Origin of the sequence: Brevibacillus sp. GCM10020057, from assembly GCF_042683565.1 — a bacterium.
Taxonomy (GTDB): Bacteria; Bacillota; Bacilli; order Brevibacillales; family Brevibacillaceae; genus Brevibacillus.
Genome location: NZ_JBHUJW010000043.1, coordinates 729,436 through 750,411, shown reverse-complemented (window position 1 = coordinate 750,411; position 20,976 = coordinate 729,436). Strand labels below are relative to the sequence as shown.

The 20,976-nt window shown below is 54.6% G+C and carries 19 protein-coding genes and 4 tRNA genes; 20 read left to right on the top strand and 3 right to left on the bottom strand.

From position 1 onward, the window contains the following. The first annotated feature begins 19 nt into the window (after positions 1-19). The 4 genes from cysT to ACFSO0_RS17310 all read left to right on the top strand — a co-directional run bounded on the left by cysT (position 20) and on the right by ACFSO0_RS17310 (position 4,788). Positions 20-856, top strand: coding sequence for a sulfate ABC transporter permease subunit CysT (gene cysT, locus ACFSO0_RS17325; protein ID WP_376882301.1), 837 nt, complete (start codon positions 20-22; stop codon positions 854-856). A 12-nt stretch (positions 857-868) separates the two neighbouring features. Further along, positions 869-1,771 (top strand): sulfate ABC transporter permease subunit CysW, encoded by a 903-nt coding sequence (gene cysW, locus ACFSO0_RS17320; protein ID WP_376882299.1) that lies wholly within the window; start codon positions 869-871, stop codon positions 1,769-1,771. Continuing rightward, on the top strand, positions 1,734-2,846 hold the full coding sequence (locus ACFSO0_RS17315; protein ID WP_376882297.1) for a sulfate/molybdate ABC transporter ATP-binding protein: 1,113 nt from the start codon (positions 1,734-1,736) through the stop codon (positions 2,844-2,846). The genes cysW and ACFSO0_RS17315 overlap by 38 nt, the downstream gene beginning before the upstream one ends. A 328-nt stretch (positions 2,847-3,174) precedes the next feature. Beyond that, positions 3,175-4,788, top strand: coding sequence for an ABC-F family ATP-binding cassette domain-containing protein (locus ACFSO0_RS17310; RefSeq protein ID WP_376882295.1), 1,614 nt, complete (start codon positions 3,175-3,177; stop codon positions 4,786-4,788). Between the two features lie 75 nt (positions 4,789-4,863). On the opposite strand, the gene ACFSO0_RS17305 is transcribed toward ACFSO0_RS17310, so the two are convergent. Beyond that, complete coding sequence (locus ACFSO0_RS17305; protein WP_376882293.1) at positions 4,864-5,040, bottom strand: hypothetical protein; 177 nt, start codon at positions 5,038-5,040, stop codon at positions 4,864-4,866. A 579-nt stretch (positions 5,041-5,619) separates the two neighbouring features. Between ACFSO0_RS17305 and ACFSO0_RS17300 the strand changes: the two genes are divergently transcribed. From ACFSO0_RS17300 to ACFSO0_RS17275, 6 genes are all read left to right on the top strand, one after another. Further along, entirely contained in the window at positions 5,620-6,885 is a 1,266-nt protein-coding gene (locus ACFSO0_RS17300; protein ID WP_376882291.1) for a M20 family metallo-hydrolase, read from the top strand. 120 nt (positions 6,886-7,005) lie between these two features. After that, positions 7,006-7,863: a carbon-nitrogen hydrolase family protein gene (locus ACFSO0_RS17295; RefSeq protein ID WP_376882288.1), complete on the top strand. Its 858-nt coding sequence runs from the start codon at positions 7,006-7,008 to the stop codon at positions 7,861-7,863. A gap of 24 nt (positions 7,864-7,887) precedes the next feature. Continuing rightward, complete coding sequence (locus tag ACFSO0_RS17290; protein WP_376882285.1) at positions 7,888-8,556, top strand: GNAT family N-acetyltransferase; 669 nt, start codon at positions 7,888-7,890, stop codon at positions 8,554-8,556. A gap of 63 nt (positions 8,557-8,619) precedes the next feature. Continuing rightward, complete coding sequence (locus ACFSO0_RS17285) at positions 8,620-9,291, top strand: GNAT family N-acetyltransferase (RefSeq protein ID WP_376882282.1); 672 nt, start codon at positions 8,620-8,622, stop codon at positions 9,289-9,291. Positions 9,292-9,572: 281 nt separating this feature from the next. Beyond that, positions 9,573-11,360 (top strand): M3 family oligoendopeptidase, encoded by a 1,788-nt coding sequence (locus tag ACFSO0_RS17280; RefSeq protein WP_376882280.1) that lies wholly within the window; start codon positions 9,573-9,575, stop codon positions 11,358-11,360. A 125-nt stretch (positions 11,361-11,485) separates the two neighbouring features. Further along, complete coding sequence (locus tag ACFSO0_RS17275; protein ID WP_376882278.1) at positions 11,486-11,731, top strand: hypothetical protein; 246 nt, start codon at positions 11,486-11,488, stop codon at positions 11,729-11,731. A 77-nt stretch (positions 11,732-11,808) separates the two neighbouring features. On the opposite strand, the gene ACFSO0_RS17270 is transcribed toward ACFSO0_RS17275, so the two are convergent. Continuing rightward, positions 11,809-12,729, bottom strand: coding sequence for a C40 family peptidase (locus ACFSO0_RS17270; protein ID WP_376882276.1), 921 nt, complete (start codon positions 12,727-12,729; stop codon positions 11,809-11,811). Between the two features lie 191 nt (positions 12,730-12,920). On the opposite strand from ACFSO0_RS17270, the gene ACFSO0_RS17265 reads away from it, so the two are divergent. The 9 genes from ACFSO0_RS17265 to ACFSO0_RS17225 all read left to right on the top strand — a co-directional run bounded on the left by ACFSO0_RS17265 (position 12,921) and on the right by ACFSO0_RS17225 (position 18,851). Next, positions 12,921-12,997 (top strand) — tRNA-Asp (locus ACFSO0_RS17265). Between the two features lie 71 nt (positions 12,998-13,068). Next, a tRNA-Thr gene (locus ACFSO0_RS17260) sits at positions 13,069-13,144 on the top strand. Between the two features lie 16 nt (positions 13,145-13,160). Continuing rightward, a tRNA-Leu gene (locus ACFSO0_RS17255) sits at positions 13,161-13,247 on the top strand. 39 nt (positions 13,248-13,286) lie between these two features. Continuing rightward, positions 13,287-13,373: transfer RNA gene (locus ACFSO0_RS17250), tRNA-Leu, on the top strand. A 231-nt stretch (positions 13,374-13,604) separates the two neighbouring features. After that, positions 13,605-14,228, top strand: a complete 624-nt coding sequence (locus tag ACFSO0_RS17245; RefSeq protein WP_376882273.1) for a DsbA family oxidoreductase — start codon at positions 13,605-13,607, stop codon at positions 14,226-14,228. A gap of 161 nt (positions 14,229-14,389) precedes the next feature. Then, positions 14,390-14,995 carry a VanW family protein gene (locus ACFSO0_RS17240; protein WP_376882270.1) on the top strand — a complete coding sequence of 202 codons (606 nt, stop codon included), beginning with the start codon at positions 14,390-14,392 and terminating at the stop codon, positions 14,993-14,995. A 255-nt stretch (positions 14,996-15,250) separates the two neighbouring features. Then, positions 15,251-15,877 carry a fumarylacetoacetate hydrolase family protein gene (locus ACFSO0_RS17235; protein WP_376882267.1) on the top strand — a complete coding sequence of 209 codons (627 nt, stop codon included), beginning with the start codon at positions 15,251-15,253 and terminating at the stop codon, positions 15,875-15,877. Between the two features lie 286 nt (positions 15,878-16,163). Next, the gene (locus ACFSO0_RS17230; protein ID WP_376882265.1) at positions 16,164-17,084 is read left to right on the top strand and encodes a C40 family peptidase; all 921 of its coding nucleotides are present in this window, start codon (positions 16,164-16,166) and stop codon (positions 17,082-17,084) included. A 186-nt stretch (positions 17,085-17,270) separates the two neighbouring features. Continuing rightward, the gene (locus ACFSO0_RS17225) at positions 17,271-18,851 is read left to right on the top strand and encodes an acetate--CoA ligase (RefSeq protein WP_376882263.1); all 1,581 of its coding nucleotides are present in this window, start codon (positions 17,271-17,273) and stop codon (positions 18,849-18,851) included. A gap of 145 nt (positions 18,852-18,996) precedes the next feature. Here the strand turns inward: ACFSO0_RS17225 and xerS are convergent, their stop codons facing one another. After that, complete coding sequence (gene xerS / locus ACFSO0_RS17220; RefSeq protein WP_376882260.1) at positions 18,997-20,109, bottom strand: tyrosine recombinase XerS; 1,113 nt, start codon at positions 20,107-20,109, stop codon at positions 18,997-18,999. 175 nt (positions 20,110-20,284) lie between these two features. On the opposite strand from xerS, the gene ACFSO0_RS17215 reads away from it, so the two are divergent. Further along, positions 20,285-20,662, top strand: coding sequence for a (2Fe-2S) ferredoxin domain-containing protein (locus ACFSO0_RS17215; protein ID WP_376882257.1), 378 nt, complete (start codon positions 20,285-20,287; stop codon positions 20,660-20,662). The last annotated feature ends 314 nt before the right edge of the window (positions 20,663-20,976 follow it).

Sequence of the window (20,976 nt, the reverse complement as noted above, 5' to 3'; positions counted from 1 at the left end):
CATCAGAGGAGTTAGCTCCATGAGAAAATTACTTAGCAACAGAGGGTTTTTGCCAGGCTTTGGCATGACGATGGGCTATACGATCATTTACCTCAGCCTGCTGGTGTTGATCCCGCTATCCGTGCTGTTCCTGAAGGCGTCCTCGATGAACTGGGAGCAGTTCATCGGGACGATCCTCGATACGAGAGTGCTCGCCTCTATCCGGGTGAGCATTCTGTCCTCCTTTTTTGCAGCATGCGTCAACGCGGTGTTCGGCGTCCTGGTGGCGTGGGTGCTGGCGCGCTACCAGTTTTTCGGTAAGCGCATCATCGACGGGATCGTGGATTTGCCGTTTGCCTTGCCTACGGCCGTCGGCGGAATTGCCTTGACTTCGATCTATGCGGAAAACGGCTGGTTGGGCCAGTATTTGGCCCAGTGGGGGATCAAGGTCGCGTACACGCCGCTGGGCATCTGGGTTGCGCTAACCTTTATCGGCCTGCCGTTCGTCGTCCGTACCGTACAGCCCGTTCTGCAAGATTGGGATTTGCAGATGGAAGAGGCAGCAGCCACGCTGGGAGCAAGCAGGTGGAGCACCTTTCTGCGTGTAATTTTGCCGCATCTGTTGCCTGCAGTCGTCACCGGATTTGCTCTGGCGTTCGCCCGCGCCTTGGGGGAGTACGGCTCCGTCGTGTTCATTTCGGGAAATATGCCCCTGAAGACAGAGATCGTCCCGCTGCTGATCATGACCAAGCTGGAGCAGTTTGACTACGCAGGGGCTACGGCGATTGCCACCGTGATGCTCGTCGCTTCCTTCGTGATGCTGCTCATCATCAACTACTTACAGTGGAGAATCAACAAATTCGATGCTGCCCGATAGGAGGTCCAACCCGTGAAGCATTTGACGGAGCCGCGTTTCGTACGCTGGCTGCTGATTGGTCTTGCACTGCTGTTCCTAGCGCTGTTTCTCATCCTGCCGCTCATCGCCGTCTTTAGCGAAGCGTTCAAACAGGGAGCAACTGTTTTCGCGGATGCCATCACGGAGCCGGAGACCTTGTCCGCTGTCAAGCTGACCTTGTTCGTGGCTGCGATCAGCGTGCCGCTCAATGTCACATTCGGCATCGCAGCCGCCTGGGCAATCGCCAAATTTTCCTTCCGGGGAAAAAACGTGCTGCTGACTTTGATCGATCTGCCTTTCGCCGTGTCTCCCGTCATCGCCGGCCTGATTTTCGTCCTGCTGTTCGGCAGCCAGGGATTGCTCGGACCGTGGCTTGCGGCGTACGACATCAAGATCATTTTCGCCGTTCCCGGCATCGTGCTGGCGACGACCTTTGTCACCTTTCCGTTCGTCGCCCGTGAGCTGATTCCGATCATGGAAGCGCAAGGAAAGGACGAGGAGGAGGCAGCCGTCTCCCTTGGGGCAAGTGGCTGGAAAACGTTCATTCGCGTGACGCTGCCCAATGTGAAGTGGGGTCTTTTGTACGGCGTCATCCTGTGCAACGCCCGGGCGATGGGCGAGTTTGGCGCGGTGTCGGTCGTCTCCGGTCATATACGGGGAATGACCAATACGCTGCCGCTGCACGTCGAGATTTTATACAACGAGTACCAGTTCGCCGCAGCGTTTGCCGTGGCTACTCTGCTCGCCGTGCTTGCGCTCGTGACACTGGTCGTCAAAAGCCTGATCGAATGGAAGACGGAAAAGCAGAAAAGCGCGCATGAGGAGCATTATCATTACGTGGATCAGGAGAGAGAGCCGTATGAGCATAGAAGTCGTGAACATAACCAAGTCGTATAAAAACTTTACGGCGTTAAAGGATGTCAGTCTGCATATCCCCGAGGGCGAACTGGTTGCCTTGCTCGGTCCGTCCGGCTCCGGCAAAACGACCTTGCTGCGCCTGATTGCCGGACTCGAACAGCCGGAGCAAGGCAGCATCCTGTTCAACGGGGAGGACAATACCGACCGGGATGTGCGCGAGCGGCGCGTCGGCTTCGTCTTTCAGCATTACGCGCTGTTTCGGCATATGACCATTTTCGACAACATCGCGTTCGGCTTGACGGTCCGCTCGCGCAAGACCCGTCCGAGCAAGGCAGAAATCCAGGAGCGCGTGCATTCCTTGCTAAAGCTGGTGCAGCTCGAAGGACTGGCACATCGCTACCCGTCCCAGCTTTCCGGCGGTCAGCGCCAGCGTGTCGCACTGGCCAGGGCGCTTGCAGTGGAGCCGAAGTTTTTGCTGCTCGACGAACCGTTTGGCGCCCTCGACACCAAGGTCAGGCAGGAGCTGCGGCGGTGGCTGCGCCATTTGCACGAAAAGCTCGGCTTGACCATTCTGTTCGTCACCCATGATCAGGAGGAAGCGATGGAGCTGGCCGATCAGGTAGTCGTCATGAACGAAGGCAGGGTCGAGCAGGTCGGCTCGCCGGAGGAGATCTACAACCAGCCCGCCAATCCATTCGTGTACAGCTTCCTTGGGAGGGTCAACCTGTTTCACGGGAGAATTCACGACGGCAAGGTCAAGCTGGGCGAAGCCGAATTCGAGACGCAATGGGCACAAAGGCCGGGAGAGTTCCCGGCGGTCGGGTATATGCGTCCGCATGACGTGGAAATCACGCTCGCGCCGAAATCGCGACAGTCCGTACAGGCACAGATCCGGCACATTTCCCTGCTCGGCCCGATCGTCCGCCTCGATCTGAAGCGACTGGATACGAATGAGGTGTTTGAAGCAGAGCTGACGCGCCAACGGTTCGCGGAGCTTGCACTAGAGGAGAGAGGCATCGTCTACGTCACGCTGCACAATCTTTCGTTCTACGTGGAATCGGCGCCTGCTGTTGCCCCGACCCCGGTACTCGTACCGCTGCGCGCCAGCATGTGAGCAGGAAATACGAAAAACCGGACTGCAGCGGAGCATTCCGGTTTACCTGTAGGCACGATTTACTCCCCGCGCTGTTTGGAGCGGGTTTCTTCTTTTCCCACCGTCGTAGACGACCGGGTCTGCGACGGGTTTTCTTTGTTGCCCATCTCGTTTTTCACGCCGTTTTTCTTGGACATGTGCTTTACCTCTTTCTATCTGGATTGGAAGTTCAGGGCTAGTTTTCCCCGTCGTTCCCGGTTCTATAAAAAAGGGCCGCTTTTTTGCATTATTGCTCCAACTCTGTTAAGATAGGTGTTTGAACGATTCAAAAAAGGCAGGTATTGCGACGATGATAAGCACTCAGAACGTGACGCTGCGCTACGGCAAACGCGCCCTGTTTGAAGATGTATCCATCAAGTTTACCCCCGGTAACTGTTACGGCCTCATCGGCGCGAACGGTGCGGGAAAATCTACATTTCTCAAGATTCTCTCCGGCGAGATCGAACCGACCAGCGGCCATGTCTCTGTGACCCCAGGCGAGCGGATCGCCGTATTGAAACAAAACCACTTTGAATTTGATGAATTTGAAGTGCTGAAGACCGTGATCATGGGCCACAAACGGCTCTATGAGATCATGGAAGAAAAAACGGCTCTCTACATGAAAGAGGATTTCTCCGAAGCGGACGGCAACCGCGCCTCCGAGCTGGAGGGCGAATTTGAAGAACTGAACGGCTGGATGGCCGAGGCTGACGCGGCAAGCCTCCTGATCGGCCTTGGCATCCCGACCGATCTGCACGACAAGCTGATGAAGGATTTGTCCGGTACGGAGAAAGTGCGCGTGCTGCTGGCACAGGCACTGTTCGGCAATCCGCACATTCTGCTGCTTGACGAGCCGACCAACCACCTGGACATCGAGTCGATCCGCTGGCTGGAAAACTTTCTGGCGGATTACGAGAACACCGTCATTGTCGTATCCCACGACCGTCACTTCCTGAACAAGGTGTGCACGCACATCGCCGATATTGACTTCGGCAAGATTCAGATGTACGTGGGGAACTACGACTTCTGGTACGAGTCCAGCCAGCTGGCGCTGAAGATGGCTCGCGAGCAGAACAAGAAAAAAGAAGAGAAGATGAAGGAACTGCAGGAGTTTATCGCGCGCTTCTCCGCCAATGCTTCCAAGTCCAAGCAGGCGACGTCGCGGAAAAAACTGTTGGAGAAAATTACGCTGGAAGACATTCGTCCATCCAGCCGCAAATATCCGTTCATCAACTTCAAGCCGGAGCGCGAGGCAGGCAAAAACTTGTTGCAGATCGAGGGCCTGGGCAAAACCGTCGATGGCGAGAAGCTGTTTGAAAAGCTGCACCTCGTCATCAACAAAGGAGACAAGGTGGCGTTTGTCGGGCCGAACGAGCTGGCGAAAACGACGTTCTTCCAAATTTTGATGGGTGAAGTGCAGCCGGATGAAGGGACGTTTGAATGGGGCATCACGACTTCTCAGGCATACTTCCCGAAAGACAACTCCGCCTACTTCGATACTGATCTCAATCTGGTCGACTGGTTGCGCCAATACTCCAAAGAGCAGGATGAGACGTTCATCCGCGGCTTTTTGGGACGCATGCTGTTCTCCGGCGACGAAGCGCTGAAAAAAGCGAACGTGCTGTCCGGGGGAGAAAAAGTGCGCTGCATGCTGGCCAAAATGATGCTGTCCGGCGCCAACGTGCTCATCATGGACGAACCGACGAACCACCTGGATCTGGAATCGATCACGGCGCTGAACAACGGCTTGATCGACTTCGACGGCACATTGCTGTTCGTCTCCCATGACCACCAGTTCGTGCAGACGATTGCCAACCGCATCATCGAGTTCACGCCGAAAGGCATCATCGACAAAATGATGACCTACGACGAATACCTGGAAAGCGAAGAAATCAAACAGCTGCGCGAAGCACACTACGCGTAAAGCCTGATATGCACAGCAAATAGACCTTGCCAGCACGACGCATCGTGACGGGCAAGGTCTTTTCCCATGCGGAAGCTATTCCTCCACAAATTCCACTTTGCTTAGAAAAGACTCCTTGCTGGAAAAGATCACGCGCTCTTTTCGGGGAGCCGTAAAGTACACCACGATGTAATCATCATCGACATACTCTACGATGCCGCGCTTTTTTGGCCGTTCGATCGTTTTCACCGGCCTGTTTTGCCAATCTTCCATACTGTTGACTCCTCCCGCCTGACAACTGGTTTCATTATAGCAGACTCCCGGTTTTGCCCCAATGGTGCAGGGGGCAGGGCGAGCGGGAAGCAAGTGCCTGGAGGTAACTCCTGTGGAAAAAGCCCGAAATTGCAGGAAGGTTCTTAGGTGTAATCTGTATACAGGGAATCGAACTCTGACTGTACTACTGGTAAAGAATGGTGAAACCGTGGTAATACCTAATTCAGGAGAAAATTACCAGGATTGAATACCGTGAAAGTGAGTTGTTTTCGTATGCTGGATTAGAAATTCGATCGAACCCTCGAGTAAAGTTGAGAAGCAAAACGTAAACAAGTAGAGCCTGATAGCGGATACGGGAAGGCGTCAGATTTACACCTGCGCAAAGGGGGTGTTCTGGCGCCCTTTTTATTTTTCATGCAAGCGGGATAAGTCGACCGGATGATCGTAATTCACTACTAGGAATGGGACGAGGCGCATACGATTTTGGGAGAGGCAACAGGTGATGGCTGTTGCACGTACTGCTAACCATGATGAACGGAGAGCTTGTCTATCCAAAAAGGACGAGGAGGTCAAGCAATCATGACCGGAAAAGTGAAGTCGTTCACCATTAATCAGGATCGGCTGCAGAAGCGAATCCGCGACCTTGCGCAGATCGGGAAAATCAGCGAGACGGGCGTATGCCGTTTGGCTTTGTCGCCACAGGATCGGGCAGGGGTGGAACAGGTCCGCCGCTGGATGGACGAGGCAGGGCTGCAGACGCGGATCGACCATTTCGGCAACCTCATCGGGCGCCTGAACGGCCGCAATCCCGACGCGCCGCTGCTGCTGGTCGGGTCCCACATCGACTCGCAGCCGTACGGCGGGCAGTACGATGGCGTCATCGGCGTGCTGGGGGCGCTGGAGGTCTTGCAGACGATGCAGGAGCAAGGGCTCGTGCCGGACAGAAGCGTAGAAGTGATCGCGTTTTGCGACGAGGAAGGCTGCCGTTTTCAAAAAGGGCTGTTCGGCGCGAGAGGCATCCTGAACAGGCTCGAGCCAGGGGAGTTGGAGCGCGCGGACAAAAACGGCGTGACGCGCAGACAGGCGCTGGTGGAGTTTGGCTGTGACCCGGAGCTGCTCGCGGAGTCCGTCTATCCGGAAGGCAGCATTGGCGCATACCTGGAACTGCACATCGAGCAAGGTCCCGTCCTCGACCGCGCAGACGAACCAATCGGGATCGTCTCCGCCATCTCCGGACCGCTCTGGTGGACGGTGGAAATGACTGGCTTTGCCGGACACGCAGGCTCCGTCCCCATGAACATGCGTCAGGACGCCTTGCTCGGCGCGGCGAAAGTCATTCAGGCAGTCAACGAGCTGGCCAGGCTGGACCCGGAAGCACCTACGGTCGGCACGGTCGGGCATCTCGAGGTGTTCCCGGACTCGCGCAACATTATTCCCGAGCGCGTGCGCTTTACCGTCGACCTGCGGGATATTGACCTGGCGCGCAGAAACGAACGGGAGCAGGCGCTGCGCGAAGCGATCGAACTGGCGGCGATGGAGGGCGGGTTGCAATACACCATCACGGAAGACACGAACAGCGAGCCGCGCTATTGCGCACCGTGGATCAAGGACATCATCCGCGAAGAGAGCAGAGCGCTCGGGATCGAAGCGCGCGAGCTGATGAGCGGGCCGTTCCATGACGCGCTGGCCCTGTCGTACGTCTGCGACTACGCAATGATTTTCGTTCGCTGCAAGGACGGGATCAGCCACAATCCGCAAGAGTTCGCCTCGATGGATGACATCGCGCTCGGGACGGAGGTGCTGTACAGGACCGTCCTGCGCATGACGAATCCGGTGAAGCGATAGCCTGCATAATCGCCCATCTTCTCGGAAGGTGGGTGTCTTTTTGCTCACCCGTAAGCGAGACATGATAGCTGGTTTTTGCTATATTTTAGTCATGTGAAAAAGGAAAGGGTGTGACTTGGCATGAAAATGCGCGTTTCCGCCGTGCAGTACCATCTGCATACGATACATAGCTTTGACGAATTTGCCCATCAAGTAGAGCACTATGTGCGAAACGCTCAGGAGTACGACACGGAATTTTTACTGTTTCCGGAATTGTTCACCACGCAATTGATGTCCATAGGAGACGGACAAGGAAATGCCCTGCCGATTACGGCGTTGCCTTCGTTTACCGAACAGTATGTCAGCTTGTTCCGCTCGCTGGCAGCCAAATACGACATGCATCTCATCGGGGGAACCCACGTTATCGAGGAAAACGGCAAGCTGTACAACACGGCGTTCCTGTTTTATCCGGACGGGCGCGTCGGCCAGCAAAAGAAGATCCATGTTACGCCGTGGGAAGTCAAAGGCTGGAACATGGGCGCCGGGGACTCCCTGCAAATTTTTGAGACCAACAAAGGAAAAGTAGCGATGATTATCTGCTACGATATGGAATTCCCGGAATGGGTGCGGATCGCCAAGGCAAGGGGCGCCGACGTCATTTTCTGCCCGTCCTGCACCGATGACCGCCACGCTTTCCACCGCGTCCGTTACACGAGCCACGCGCGGACGATTGAGAACCAGGTGTACGTTGTTGTGACCGGCACGATCGGCTCGCTGCCGACCGTCGATTTCATGCGGGCCAACTTCGGACAGGCAGCCATCCTGACGCCAAACGACATTCCATTCCCGCCGCGCGGCATCCTGGCGGAAGGGGAGATCAACCAGGACATGCTGGTCACAGCTGATCTGGATCTGAAGCTGCTGTACGATGTACGGGAAAAAGGCTCCGTCACCACATGGCGGGATCGCCGGACCGACCTGTACACCGATTGGAACTAAACTGCGCTGCACGGGAGGCCAAGGATGTACCGAAAAGAGCTGTACGTGTTTGAAAAAGGCAGGCCGCGCAGAGCGGTGGTACGCAACTACACGGCGGAAGACTTTGATGAACTGATCCAGATTCAGGCGGAGAGCTTTCCGCCGCCCTTTCCCTCCGAGCTGTGGTGGAACCGGGAGCAACTGACAAACCACGTCACGCTGTTTCCGGAAGGTGCCATCTGCGTCGAGGTAGATGGGGTGCTTGCCGGCTCCATGACCGGACTTTTGGTCGCATTCGATCCCGCCCATCCGGAGCACAGCTGGGAGGAGATTACGGACAGCGGTTATATCCGCAACCACGATCCGCACGGGGATACGCTGTACATCGTGGACATTTGCATCCGTCCCAGCCACCGCAAGCTCGGTCTCGGGCAGCTGATGATGCAGGCGATGTACGAATTGGTCGTGCAGCGCGGGCTGAAGCGGTTGCTCGGCGGCGGGCGGATGCCGGGTTATGGACGCTATGCAGACGAGTGGACGCCCGAGCAGTATGTGGAGCGCGTCGTCGCAGGGGAAGTACAGGACCCTGTCATTACCTTTCTCATGCGCTGCGGGCGTACCCCCTTGCAAGTGGTCGAAAATTATTTGGACGACGAGGAATCGCGTAACTGCGCGGTTTTGATGGTATGGAATAACCCGTTTTTGCGAGGCTAATACCGGGGGCGCCGAAAAACGGACAGACAAGGCATACAGTCATTGAAGGAGGCTTCATCATCCATGGAGTTCATACGTATTTCCCATATCGACAACCCGCTGTTCGCCAGCATGCACCGCTTGATGCAGGAAGTCTTCCCGCCCGAGGAAGTGCTGGACTTTGAGCTGTGGAGAGAGCCGCTCGAAGACCCGGGCATTCGCGTATTTGTGGCGGTGCACGAAGGCGAAGTGGTCGGTGCCACCGAATACCGCTACTACCCTGATCTGAACGTGGCGATGACAGACTTCACCATCATCGGTCGGGAAAGTCTCGGCGTAGGACGTTTTCTGGCGAGAGAACGCCAAAAAGACTTGCAGACGCTCGCCAGGGAAAACGGCAAGGAGCTGTACGGCATGTTTGCGGAAATTTACGATCCGTACCGTGTAGAAGAGCATGCGTTTGGCGGGATCAAGCCGATGGACCCGTTTGTGCGCCGCGAAGTGCTGTCCCATCTGGGTTACAAGCGCACCAATCTCGATTACGTCCACCCGTCCTGGCAGAACGACGGGGAAGCGGTCACCGGTCTGGATTTGTGCTTCCTGCCTGCCGACGAAAACCAGACCACGCTGGAAGCAGACCTGATTGTCACCTTCCTGCAGCGTTACTACGCCGTTCTGCCGCAGAAGCCGCAGGCGTGGCTGGACATGGTGGCGAGCTTGTCTGCCAGGAAAACGGTCGAACTGCTGCCGATTTGATTCCGTCTGCGGCGGCTAGTGCGAGTGTATTGCCCATCCGGTACGGGCATATGAAGGGAGTACCCCTGCCCTAAGAGGTGGCGGGGGGATTTTTTTGCCAAAAAAGTTGATTAATCCATCCAAATTTTTTTATACTAGCGGCAAGTGCAAAAAACGCGGGATACAAGGAGAAGAAAAGGCGGCCTTTGCCAGTCCCGGCGGTTGGGGGAAGGCCATTTTTCTCATGCTGACCGCAGAGAGAGCGCACAAATTGCAGGACCAGACGAAGGAGGCGCACGCCGATGAACATGCGATGGAATCTGGACGTATTGTACACGTCATTTGACTCGCCGAAGTGCAAGGAAGATTGGGATACATTGTGCAAGGAAACAGAAGAAGTGAAAAGATGGGCTGCCGAAGAATTGCAAGGTGAGGACGATGCCGTCGCGAAGGTGGAAGCGTACATCACCAAGATGACCTCCATCCTGCAGACCCAAAGCCGTCTCTACAACTTCGCGGAACTGACGGCCAGCGTGGACGCCAAAAACGAAAGAGCGTTGCAGTTGATAGAGCGGATTCAAAATCAGTCCGTTGAACTGGTCGAGCCGAGTGTGCAATTCCAGAAGTGGCTGGGGGAAATCGACGATCTGGATGCCCTGATCCGGCAGTCCGCGCTGCTCGAGACCCATCGTTACATGCTGACGGAGCTGGCAGAAAAAAGCAAGTACATGTTAAGCGAAAAAGAAGAAATCATTCTCGCCAAAATGAAAAATACAGGCTCCCATGCATGGACAAAGCTGCAGGAGATGCTGACTTCCACTTTGCTCGTGGACGTGACGGTAGACGGCAAACGGCAGCAGTTGCCGCTCCCCGTCGTGCGCAACCTGGCGTATGAAAAGGATGCAGCATTGCGTAAGCAAGCCTATGAAGCAGAATTGGCAGCCTATAAAAAAATCGAGGAGTCGTCTGCAGCGAGTCTCAACGGCATCAAAGGCGAGGTCATCACGATTGCCAAACTGCGCGGGTACGAGTCTGCGCTGGACAAAACGCTCAAAGACTCCCGCATGGACAAGGAAACACTGGATGCGATGCTCACAGCGATCCGCGAGAGCCTGCCGACATTCCACAAGTATTACCGCAAAAAAGCGGAGCTGCTGGGCCATGCAAATGGAAGGCTGCCGTTTTACGACCTGTTCGCGCCAGTAGGGGACGCGGATATGCGGTTCACGTACCAGGAAGCGCGCGACTTTATCGTCTTGCACTTCGCCAGCTTCAGTGAGAAGCTGTCTCAATTTGCTGCGCGCGCATTCGACAACCAATGGATCGACGCCGAGACCCGCGAAGGGAAGCGGGGAGGAGCGTTTTGCGCCAACCTGCACGTCGTGGGCGAGAGCCGGATCATGGCGAACTTTACGGGCAGCTACAACGATGTGAGCACACTCGCCCATGAGCTTGGACACGGCTACCACGGGGAGTGCCTGGTGAAGGAAGCATTTTACAACAGCGACTACCCGATGCCGATTGCGGAGACAGCGTCTATTCTGTGCGAGACGATCATCGCCAATGCCGCGCTGCAAAAAGCCACTCCGGAAGAGGCGTTCGCGATTTTGGAAAACGACATTTCCGGAGCCGGACAGGTAATCGTGGATATTTACAGCCGCTTCCTCTTTGAGTCGGCCTTGTTTGCGCGTCGGGAAAACGGCTCGCTGTCCGTCAACGAGCTGAAAGAGCTGATGCTGCAGGCGCAGAAAGACGCATATGGCGACGGCCTGGATCACGATGTACTGCACCCGTACATGTGGGTATGCAAACCGCATTACTACAGCGCGGATTTCAACTACTACAACTTCCCGTACGCATTCGGCCTGCTGTTTGCCAAAGGCCTGTACGCCGTCTATCTGGAGCGCGGCGAAGCGTTCGTGGAGCAGTACGACCAATTGCTGTCGGTGACGGGGAAATTGAGCATAGCGGACGTGGCAGCCATTATGGATGTGGACGTGCGTTCCGTCGATTTCTGGCGCAATTCCTTGTCATTGATCGCCAAAGACATCGAGAAATTTGTGGAGCTGGCTGAGCAGCGGACGAAGTAATCAACTGGATACCGGCTATTCAAGGGGCGTCTCCCAGTCAAAAAATTGACTTTTGAGACTGCCCCTTTTTGCGCATAGCCAGGTGGGTGCAGGGAGAAAGTAAGAAAAACGGATGAGGTGATTACGTGGTGAACGGACTGCAGTTGCTCGATCTTTTGCGGGAGACGGAAAATAAAATGCTGCATTTACATAGAGCCATCGACAAGGTAAGCAGCGAGCCTGATTTCAAGGAGACGGTGAGCGTACTGACAGTAGTCGTCCGGGACTACCAGCTTCAACTGGACAAAATGAAGCAGGCTCTCGGCAATCTCGAAATCAACACAAGCCAAAACATCTCCCAGTCCTCTTCCCAAGTTCAAAACACCCACTAGGGCAGAGAAAAAGCAGCAAGCGAATCAGGGTCTCTCGATTCACTTGCTGCTTTTTGTGAATATATTTGTCCCGAGGCCTATTGGAAATCCAGATAGCGCTTGGCTCCATAATAGGGATACAGCTTTTGCATATACTCGACCTTGCCGTACCGGACGTCATCTCCGTTGGCATGGACGATGAGACCATCCCCCATGTAAATGGCTACGTGGGAGACTCGGCCTTTGCCCAGAGCGTCATAGAACAGCAAGTCTCCAGGCTGAATCTGCTCCAGCGGGATGGGCTTGCCGCCGCCGAACTGTTCCTCGGACGTGCGCGGCAGATTCACACCGAGCTGCCGGAAGACATAGGAAGTGAAACCGCTGCAGTCAAAACCGCTGGTCGTCGTTCCGCCCATCACGTAAGGCGTATTCAGCAATGGGGTAATGACCTTTTCCAAACGCCGCAGGCTTGCCTGATCTACGTTGCCCGCGTCGGAAGGCAGCAAATCTGTGCTCAAATACGTGGTGGATATGTACGCCTGGCGTGCGTCCTCGAATTTGATCCTTGTCCATTCGTCGCCAGGCTCGACTACTTCGACGATGTCGCCGAAGTGCACCTTCCCGATAATTTTGCTCTCAAGAGAAGGGGATTTTCGGACATTCACGACGTCTCCTGTCACGCGGGCTTGATGCCCGCTTGCCTTGTCCTTCGTATCAGATTGGGCAAAATCTTCCGTCGGTTCACTGGTTTCCACAGCTTGTCCCACATCAGGAGGAGCTGATTCGGTGACATCGGGAAGGTTATCCCCAGCCAGTGCGAGGGTCTGACCAATTGCCAGCCGGTCCGAATTCAAATGATTGACTTGCATGAGTTGGCTCACCGTGGTGTTGTGCTCACGGGCAATTTTGCTGAGGGTATCACCTGCTGTCACCACGTATACAGGAGATGCAGCGTGGGCAGCAGTCGGCAGCAGAGTGAAGAGGGCGAGGAAGGTGAATAGCCTCGAAGTATGTTTCATGTCATCGTCTCCACCAATCTACGAATTTCTGCATATCTCTATAAAATTCTAGCGGAAAATCGTTGGTAAATCTATGAAAAAATCAGGATTACAAAAAGTTTTTAAAAACTATTGCATAATGAAATCGAATCATGCTATATTACAGAAGTCGCTGTGAGCAATACGTCGAACGGCGAAGGAATGACGATCATGGAGCTGTGGTGAAGCTGGAGTTCACGCCGGTCTGTCACACCGGAGGTCGCGGGTTCGAGTCCCGTCAGCTCCGCCATTTCTAAACAGAACGGCCCGCTTAAGCGGTTGCAAAGATTCGCTCTCAAAGAGAGGAAAGCACGTTATTACGCCGGTGTAGCTCAATTGGTAGAGCACCTGACTTGTAATCAGGGGGTTGTGGGTTCAAGTCCTATCGCCGGCACCATCGTTCATCTATACATGCGGTCATGGCGGAATTGGCAGACGCGCTAGATTCAGGTTCTAGTGGTGGCAACACCGTGGAGGTTCAAGTCCTCTTGACCGCACCAAATAGATGCATGGTAGCGGTATTCGTTCATCATTTACATGCGGTCGTGGCGGAATTGGCAGACGCGCTAGATTCAGGTTCTAGTGGTGGCAACACCGTGGAGGTTCAAGTCCTCTCGACCGCACCAACTTTCGCATTCTTTACGGACTTGCCCGAATGGTTTCGGGCTTTTTTATGTTCAAAAAACGACTTTCCTTCTTTTACAGGTACGGGCAGTTGGCTGTCCGTGCTTTTTCGTGTCCGTGCGTTTGTTTCGTTATGGCTGTATGCCTGTTTGTGCTTACGAAACATAACTTTCTTACATTTTTCATGGAAATCCGTTACAATGACTACAACGACAGGAAGGAGAGGCTACCTGATGATTATAGAAGTTTTTCAAGATACGATTTGCCCGTGGTGCCGCATCGGCAAAAAGCACTTGTTTGAGGCGATTGCCAGATGGGAGGGCGAGCCGATCGAGATCCGGTATCGCGCCTACCAGTTGGACCCGCATTCGCCGAAAACCAGCCAGCCATTCTGGGAGACGATGGCGGCAAACAAAGGCGGCCGGGCCACCGTTGAACAAATGGTACAGCACGCCGCGCGGGCGGGAGAGGCGGCCGGCATTGCTTTTCATTTTGACAAAGTAGCCGTCTGGCCCAACACGCTCGCGTCCCATACGTTGCTCAAATGCGCCCCGGAAGCGCGGGTGACGGAGGCTGTCGATGCGGTCTACAAGGCCTATTTCGAGGATGGCAAGGACATCGGCGATACGGACGTCCTCGTGGCAATAGCCGAAGAACTGGGGATGGACGGAGCAGAAGTGCGGCAAGCGATTGAAACTGGTGCAAGGCAAGCGGAAATCGACGAAGATACCGCTTTCGCCCGCGAACTGCAAATTACCGGCGTACCGTTTTTTGTCATTGACCGGAAACTGGCGCTATCCGGTGCCCAAACGCCGGAAAACTTCCTGAAAGCCTTCCGGCAAGCAACGGAAGGGTAACGGTCGGGCAATAACCGGGGGAACCGTCTGGCTTTGGCGTTTTTTGCTGGTGCCGTTCGCCCAACATTTGCAGGTTGATCGCGTCTTTCCCTGTAAGGTAGAGTAGAACACGACGAAAGTGGCCGATACCGACAGCCATGACTGAAGCGAGGGAAAGAGCGATGAAAAAATTATCCGTCACGATGAGCGTTTTGGCTGCAATCATTCTGTTTGCCGCAATGCCCGTGTCTGCACAAGTGCCCCAGCCTGCAACAGAGCCTTTGACCGCAGGGGAGCTGCGGGAGAAATACGTCGACAAGATGGATCTCAAACCAGAGAAAGTGCTGGGATTTTTTCACACCTCCATGGAAGGCAGCACGGACGAGCGCATTCACAATATCAAAAAGGCCATGAAGAAAATGAACGGGACGAAGCTGGCGCCCCACGCAGTCTTTTCCTACAACGAAACGATCGGGAACTCCAATATCGCAGAGGACGGGTGGGAGAAGGCAGGGGTTATCGCTGGCGGACAGCTGACGGAAGGCTACGGTGGGGGCATCTGCCAGGTGTCCAGCACGCTGTACAACGCAGCCGAAGAGGCCGGCATGACCGTACTGGAACGCCATGCCCACAGCAAGACAGTCGGGTACGTGCCAGCAGGCATGGATGCTACGGTGGCGTACGGCTACCTGGATTTCCGGTTCGCAAACCCGTATGATTTTCCCGTAAAAATCAAGGCCAAGACGTACGGCGACAAGCATGTTGTAGTGGCCATCGTGCGCGCATAAACGGCAGCCAAAAGCAGGCGGCTGCAACCAGCAGGGAAGCTCCTAGGAAAAAAGGGGCTTCCCGTTTTGTTTTTTTCGGGTGAAAACAGGGACGAACAGAGAGAATCCGATTGAGCTTACTTCCTTTTCGGATGCGGCTTTTCCCACGCTGCCAGGCACTTTGGGCGTCCCTGTCATGTTGCTCTTCGCGTGCGCCGTGATATAGTAAAAAGGGAGAAAGTGAGACAGGCGTCAGACGCGCAAAGGAGCGAGAAGATGGAACAGATCCGAAATATTTATTGTGTAGGACGAAACTACAAACTGCATGCGCAAGAACTCGGCAATGACGTACCTGCGAAGCCGATGATTTTTGGCAAGCCGACGCACGCACTGGCCGAGGCGAACGGAGCGGTGATCGAGCTGCCAGGCAGTCAAGGCGAATTGCACTATGAAACAGAGCTGGTCATCCATATCGCACGGTCGTATGAAGAGGGCGTTTCCCTGGAGCAAATGGTTGACAAAATCGCGCTGGGGATCGATTTTACCTTGCGGGACGTGCAGGCGGAATTGAAGAAGAAAGGACACCCGTGGCTGCTCGCCAAAGGGTTTCAAAATTCAGCGATTTTGACCCCGTTTCAACCGTTCCCCGGACTGGAAGCGTGCTTGCAGACCGATTTTGCCCTGCTCAAAAACGGGGAGCAGGTGCAGCGCGGCAACATCGGCAATGTCATTTTTGATTTGATGACGCTCATCCAATACATCGGGGACAACTTTGGGCTGGATCGGGGAGATGTGATCTATACCGGCACGCCGGAAGGGGTCGGTCCCGTCTCAGACGGTGATGTGCTGACCCTCCTGTGGGGAGATCAAAAATGGGGTGAATTTACGGCCCGCCTGCGTTAAACGAGGGCCAAGCAACAGCTGAAAAAATCACCAGCTTCTGCCGGAACCTGACAGAAGCTGGTTTTTTTCTGCTTCCCATCGCTGTTTGATAGCAATTCTCAATAGTGCTGGTACATTTGTACTAAAAGGCTGCAACCACACAGTTTTGCACATGATTTCCATCTAGTCCAATGCTCCCAAATTCGGGTTTGGTAAATTTTACGGTCTTATCCTCCTGTTTCCTCCTGCGGTAATCTGTCGGTGTACCCCGCGAAGGGTGCCACAACATGACAAGGAGGAAAAGAACGTGACGAAACGAGATTGGGTAATGAAGTCAACAGTAGCAGTCATCCTGAGTACATCCCTGTTAATGGGTGGTCAAGTTGGACAAGCATCAGCGGCCGCTAGCACGAGTGTTACACAGCAGACAGAAGAGGTGGCGACGATTGCCAAATCGCTCCTTGGAAAGCCGTACAAGTCCCAGGCGACAGGACCGAGCCAATTCGGCTCTGCCGGGCTGGCGACCTACGCATATCAACAAGTTGGGGTAAAAATCGGCAGCACCATCAGCGCGTTATACAAAGCTGGAACGAAAGTATCGCAAAGCAAGGTGGAAGCAGGAGACTTGGTATTCTTCTCCACCAGCGGTTCCGGAAGCCCTGCGTTTATGGGGATATACATAGGCAATGACCAGTTCGTCTACGCTTCCGAAGGCGCGGGCAAGGTTGTCTTGAAGACTTTTTCCGCTTATGACAAGAAGTTTCTTGGTGCTCGCCGAATTTTGAACGAGTCGTCCAATCCGTCGTCGAATTCATCCGATTCTTCGAGGAAGTCAGCAACGGATATTGCCAACCAGGTGATCAAGGCCGGCGAGAAGTATTTGGGGACCAAGTACAAGTACGGCTCCAGCAGCAGCACGACGAAGACATTTGACTGCTCGTCGTTCACCCAGCGCGTATTCAAGGAAGTGGGCATTACTTTGCCTCGGGATTCCCGCCAGCAGTCCACAGTGGGCACAACCGTGTCCAAAAAGAATTTGCAAAAAGGTGATCTGATCTTCATGAAGGCGTCCGTCAACAGCTCTTCCGACCGGATCACGCATGTGGCGATTTACGCCGGCAACGGGAAAATTTTGCATACGTACGGCAGCCCGGGCGTCACGTATTCCAAGTTTGACGGCACCAACTGGGAAAAACGCGTCGTCAAAATCAAGCGCGTCATTCAATAAAGGAAAATGATCGAATGTTCTGAACAGGCCTCGTGCACAAGCATGGGGCCTTTGTTTGCTCAGCCGAATGTTTCACTCGCAGGGGCGGGGGAAACATTTTTTGTCCGAATAGACAGCAAAGAGGAAATATTACAAAAACGTCGAAATCAAAATGATGTACAGGTAAAAAAAGTGGGGGTGTGTCATTTGGAATTGAACATGCCAGAGTTTTATAACTTCGCTGCACAGGTGGACGAATGGGCGGCCCAGCATCCGGACAAGCGCGCGGTATGGGAGCTGGATGAACAAGGCCGGGAAACGGTTCTGACATACGAAGAGCTGCGCCGCTACTCCAACCGTATCGCAAACGGGCTTTCCTCCATCGGGATTGCGCAGGGGGACAAGGTGCTGGTCCTGGTTCCTCGCGGGACGGCTGCTTATGGCCTTTATCTCGCGCTACTGAAGCTGGGGGCAGTCATCATGCCGGGGTCGGAGATGCTACGCAGCAAAGATATTGAATACCGCGTCAACCACGCAAAGGCGAAGGCGGTCATCGGCTTTGACAGCGTGCTGGAGGAAGTAGAGCCACTGCGGGGCCAATGTGCGAGCCTGACACATTATGTGACGATCGGGACGAGCAAGGAAGGGTGGGTCAGCCTGCAAGATTTGCTTGCGGATCAGGACGAGGAGTTTGCCTGTGCCAAGACGCGCGCGGACGAACTCGCTTTCCTCTCGTATACGTCCGGCACGACAGGCGGGCCAAAAGGGGTCATGCACGTGCACGGCTGGCCGTTCGCACATCTGGCCGTGGCAGCCAAACAATGGCTCGATGTGCGCAATGAGGATACCGTCTGGGCGACGGCAGGGCCTGGCTGGGCGAAGTGGATCTGGAGCCCGTTCGTCTCCACACTGGGGATGGGGGCCACGGCATTTGTCTATAAAGGAAGATTTGGCGCCGAGACGTATTTGAATCTGCTGCAAAAATACCCGATATCGGTGCTGTGTGCTACGCCGACAGAGTACAGGCTGATGGCCAAAGTGTCCGATCTGGACCAGTACAAGCTGAAAGCGCTTCGCTCCGCCTGCTCCGCCGGAGAGCCGCTGAACCGGGAAGTCATCGACACCTTCCGCCGCGTGTTCGGGCTGACCGTTCGCGACGGCTACGGACAGACGGAAAATACGTTGCTCGTCGGAACATTCGTAGGTGTCGAGCCAAAGCCAGGTTCGATGGGCCGGCCCTCTCCCGTTGTGCGTGTCGCCATCGTGGATGAAGAAGGAAGCGTGCTGCCGGAGGGAAAAGTCGGCGACATCGCGATTGACCGCAATATGGTCGCCCTGTTCAAAGGGTATCTGGACGATCCGGAGCGCACGGCCAAAGCATTCCGCGGCGACTGGTACATCACAGGGGATCAGGGACGCATGGATGAAGACGGTTACATTTGGTTTGAAGGCCGTTCCGACGACATCATCATCTCGGGCGGTTATACGATCGGACCATTCGAGGTAGAAGATGCCCTGGTGAAACACCCGGCAGTGGCGGAGTGCGCCGCTGTTGCCAGTCCGGACCCGGAGCGGGGAAATGTCGTCAAAGCCTTTGTCATCCTGAAGAAGGGACACGATCCGTCTGACGAACTGGTCGCCGAGCTTCAGGAGCATGTGAAGCAGTTGACAGCGCCTTATAAATATCCCCGGAAAATCGAGTTCGTCGCTGAACTGCCCAAAACGTCGTCCGGCAAAATCAGACGGATCGAGCTGCGCCAGCTGGAACAAGTAAAGCAGCGCTCTTAGGGGAGCTTACTCGCGCACAGCTCCCGAAAGCGCTTCTTGTCAGGGCGCCTGCACCTGCTCGCAAATCTACTCTCAGCTTCTCTGTTCACAAGGGCAGAGGAGCTTTTTCTTTGTCCAAGGCGTTGGGACGGCAAGGCGGGCGCGCTTACGTGGTGCGGTTGACAGCTTTGCTCAAGGCATCCTCCAGCACATGTGCATACTGCATGGTCGTCTCGATTTTCGAGTGGCCGAGCTGGGCCTGCAGCTGGTGAGGGTCGGGATTCAGGCGCAAAAACTGGGTCGCAAAGCTATGGCGCAGTTTATGTACGGACAGATCGGGAATGCCAAAGGCTTTGGCGTACTTCTTGACCAGCTTTTGCACAGAGCGGACCTCGATCCGGTGCCCGTACGGATTCGACGGGGAGACAGCCAGAAAAACGGCGTCCTCGTTCGGGTCGGGACGGTATTTGCTGCGGACTTGCAGGTACCGGGCCAAATATTCTTTCCCCCAGTCGCTAAAGAAGGGAGCGTCTTCCTTTTTCCCTTTGCGGATCATCTTCAGTTGGTTCTTTTCCAGCACGATGTCGGACAGATTCAGGCTGACGACCTCCGACACGCGGAAGCCTCCGGACAAGATCAAGGCGACGATGGCCGTGTCGCGGTCGCGGTTTTGCAGATGGTACTGCTGTTTTTTTGTCGTCTGGCAGTGGGCGAGATACCCGTTGTAGACGAAGTCGACGAACTGGTAGATTTCATCGTCGATCAAGATTTTCGCCCGGATGGCATGGGCGCGTGCGAGCGGTGTCAGCTCGGTCGTCTCCAGCTCGATTTTGGCAAGGACATTGCGCGTGAGGTACGACTCTCCGTTCTCGTCCTCGGCCAATGCGGACAAATAATGAAACAACGACTTGAGACTGGATACTTTGCGGCTGATCGTCCGGTCGCTGTATTCCTTTCGCGAGCTTTTGGTAGGGTTGGTGAGCAGGGCGGATCGCTCGTACAGATGAGACTCCTGCAAGTAGAGGATGTAGCTTTCCACCGTTTCTTTCTTCAGCTCGTTCAGGTCGGAGAGCGGGATTTCTCTCATTTCGGTTGCGGCTGTCAATCCTTCCGTCATCATCCAGCGAAAGAAAAACGCGAAGTCTCGCAAGTAGCCAAGCAGGGTGGAAGGCGATTTTTTCTTCGTTTTTTTATGTTCGATAAACTTTTCGACGTACCATGGATAGTTCCCGATCATTTGCAACAGCAGCAAGGCATCGCGCTGTTTGGTTACGGACATGTTAGCACCACCTGTCAACTTTTGTAGTATACGAACATATATTCTAGCAGAAAGAAATGAGTCTGGGAATTGCTTAATTGGGCTATAGACAAGGTGCTGGTGCACACGGTAAGATGGAAAAGTATGAAAACAGATCGTAATCGTTACGTTTTGTATGGGAATGGGAGGAATCAGCTTGGCGACATGGGATTTGACCAAAACTAAGCATCACGTCCTGCTCTGCAATGGCGGGAGCTGCAATCGAAAGGGCGGAGAGGAATTGACGGTCGCGATCCGCAGTGCCATCGCGGAAGCTGGACTGGACGATCAGGTACATACTACGAGAACGCGCTGCAATGGCCGCTGCGAAGACGCTCCCGTCATGATCGTCTATCCGGAGGGGACCTGGTACGGGAAATTGACGCCGGAGTTGGCTCCGCATTTGGTCGAACAACATTTTTGCAAAGGGTTGCCGGTTACCGAACTGGTCACGCATCGGTATGGACAGGAATGCTTCGTCAGGGAAGAAGGAGTTGCGCCAGGTATTCTCAAATCAGAAAAAGCAGGGAAGTAAGAAGGAACCGCACTTTGGCTTCACGGCCGGAGAGCGGTTTTCTTGTTGGAAAGACATCTGCGGCGCGGCGCGGAAACAGCGCGTGACGAGCCTGGGTTTTTCGTATGGCTAAGTTGGGCAATTCGGGAGAAATTATGAGAGATAAGGAGAAAAAAACGGTGAAAACGTTCTCTTTTATGTCTTTGTGATATGGACACGAAAGTGTAAAGATGGTAAGATTATCTTAAATAAAGTTGATATTACGCCATTTTTCAAATTATACAATGTCCATTCCGGATGAACATGTGTTTTCGTGGAAATTACTTACCCCGTCT

What these genes read in the sequence shown, in the direction of transcription:
- ACFSO0_RS17270 (WP_376882276.1), bottom strand. Translation starts at nt 12,729, where the DNA reads ATGAAACATACTTCGAGGCTATTCACCTTCCTCGCCCTCTTCACTCTG.
- ACFSO0_RS17305 (WP_376882293.1), bottom strand. Translation starts at nt 5,040, where the DNA reads ATGGAAGATTGGCAAAACAGGCCGGTGAAAACGATCGAACGGCCAAAA.
- ACFSO0_RS17295 (WP_376882288.1), top strand. Translation starts at nt 7,006, where the DNA reads ATGAAAATGCGCGTTTCCGCCGTGCAGTACCATCTGCATACGATACAT.
- ACFSO0_RS17315 (WP_376882297.1), top strand. Translation starts at nt 1,734, where the DNA reads ATGAGCATAGAAGTCGTGAACATAACCAAGTCGTATAAAAACTTTACG.
- ACFSO0_RS17235 (WP_376882267.1), top strand. Translation starts at nt 15,251, where the DNA reads ATGGAACAGATCCGAAATATTTATTGTGTAGGACGAAACTACAAACTG.
- cysT (WP_376882301.1), top strand. Translation starts at nt 20, where the DNA reads ATGAGAAAATTACTTAGCAACAGAGGGTTTTTGCCAGGCTTTGGCATG.
- ACFSO0_RS17280 (WP_376882280.1), top strand. Translation starts at nt 9,573, where the DNA reads ATGAACATGCGATGGAATCTGGACGTATTGTACACGTCATTTGACTCG.
- ACFSO0_RS17300 (WP_376882291.1), top strand. Translation starts at nt 5,620, where the DNA reads ATGACCGGAAAAGTGAAGTCGTTCACCATTAATCAGGATCGGCTGCAG.
- ACFSO0_RS17245 (WP_376882273.1), top strand. Translation starts at nt 13,605, where the DNA reads ATGATTATAGAAGTTTTTCAAGATACGATTTGCCCGTGGTGCCGCATC.
- ACFSO0_RS17310 (WP_376882295.1), top strand. Translation starts at nt 3,175, where the DNA reads ATGATAAGCACTCAGAACGTGACGCTGCGCTACGGCAAACGCGCCCTG.
- ACFSO0_RS17290 (WP_376882285.1), top strand. Translation starts at nt 7,888, where the DNA reads ATGTACCGAAAAGAGCTGTACGTGTTTGAAAAAGGCAGGCCGCGCAGA.
- ACFSO0_RS17285 (WP_376882282.1), top strand. Translation starts at nt 8,620, where the DNA reads ATGGAGTTCATACGTATTTCCCATATCGACAACCCGCTGTTCGCCAGC.
- ACFSO0_RS17240 (WP_376882270.1), top strand. Translation starts at nt 14,390, where the DNA reads ATGAAAAAATTATCCGTCACGATGAGCGTTTTGGCTGCAATCATTCTG.
- xerS (WP_376882260.1), bottom strand. Translation starts at nt 20,109, where the DNA reads ATGTCCGTAACCAAACAGCGCGATGCCTTGCTGCTGTTGCAAATGATC.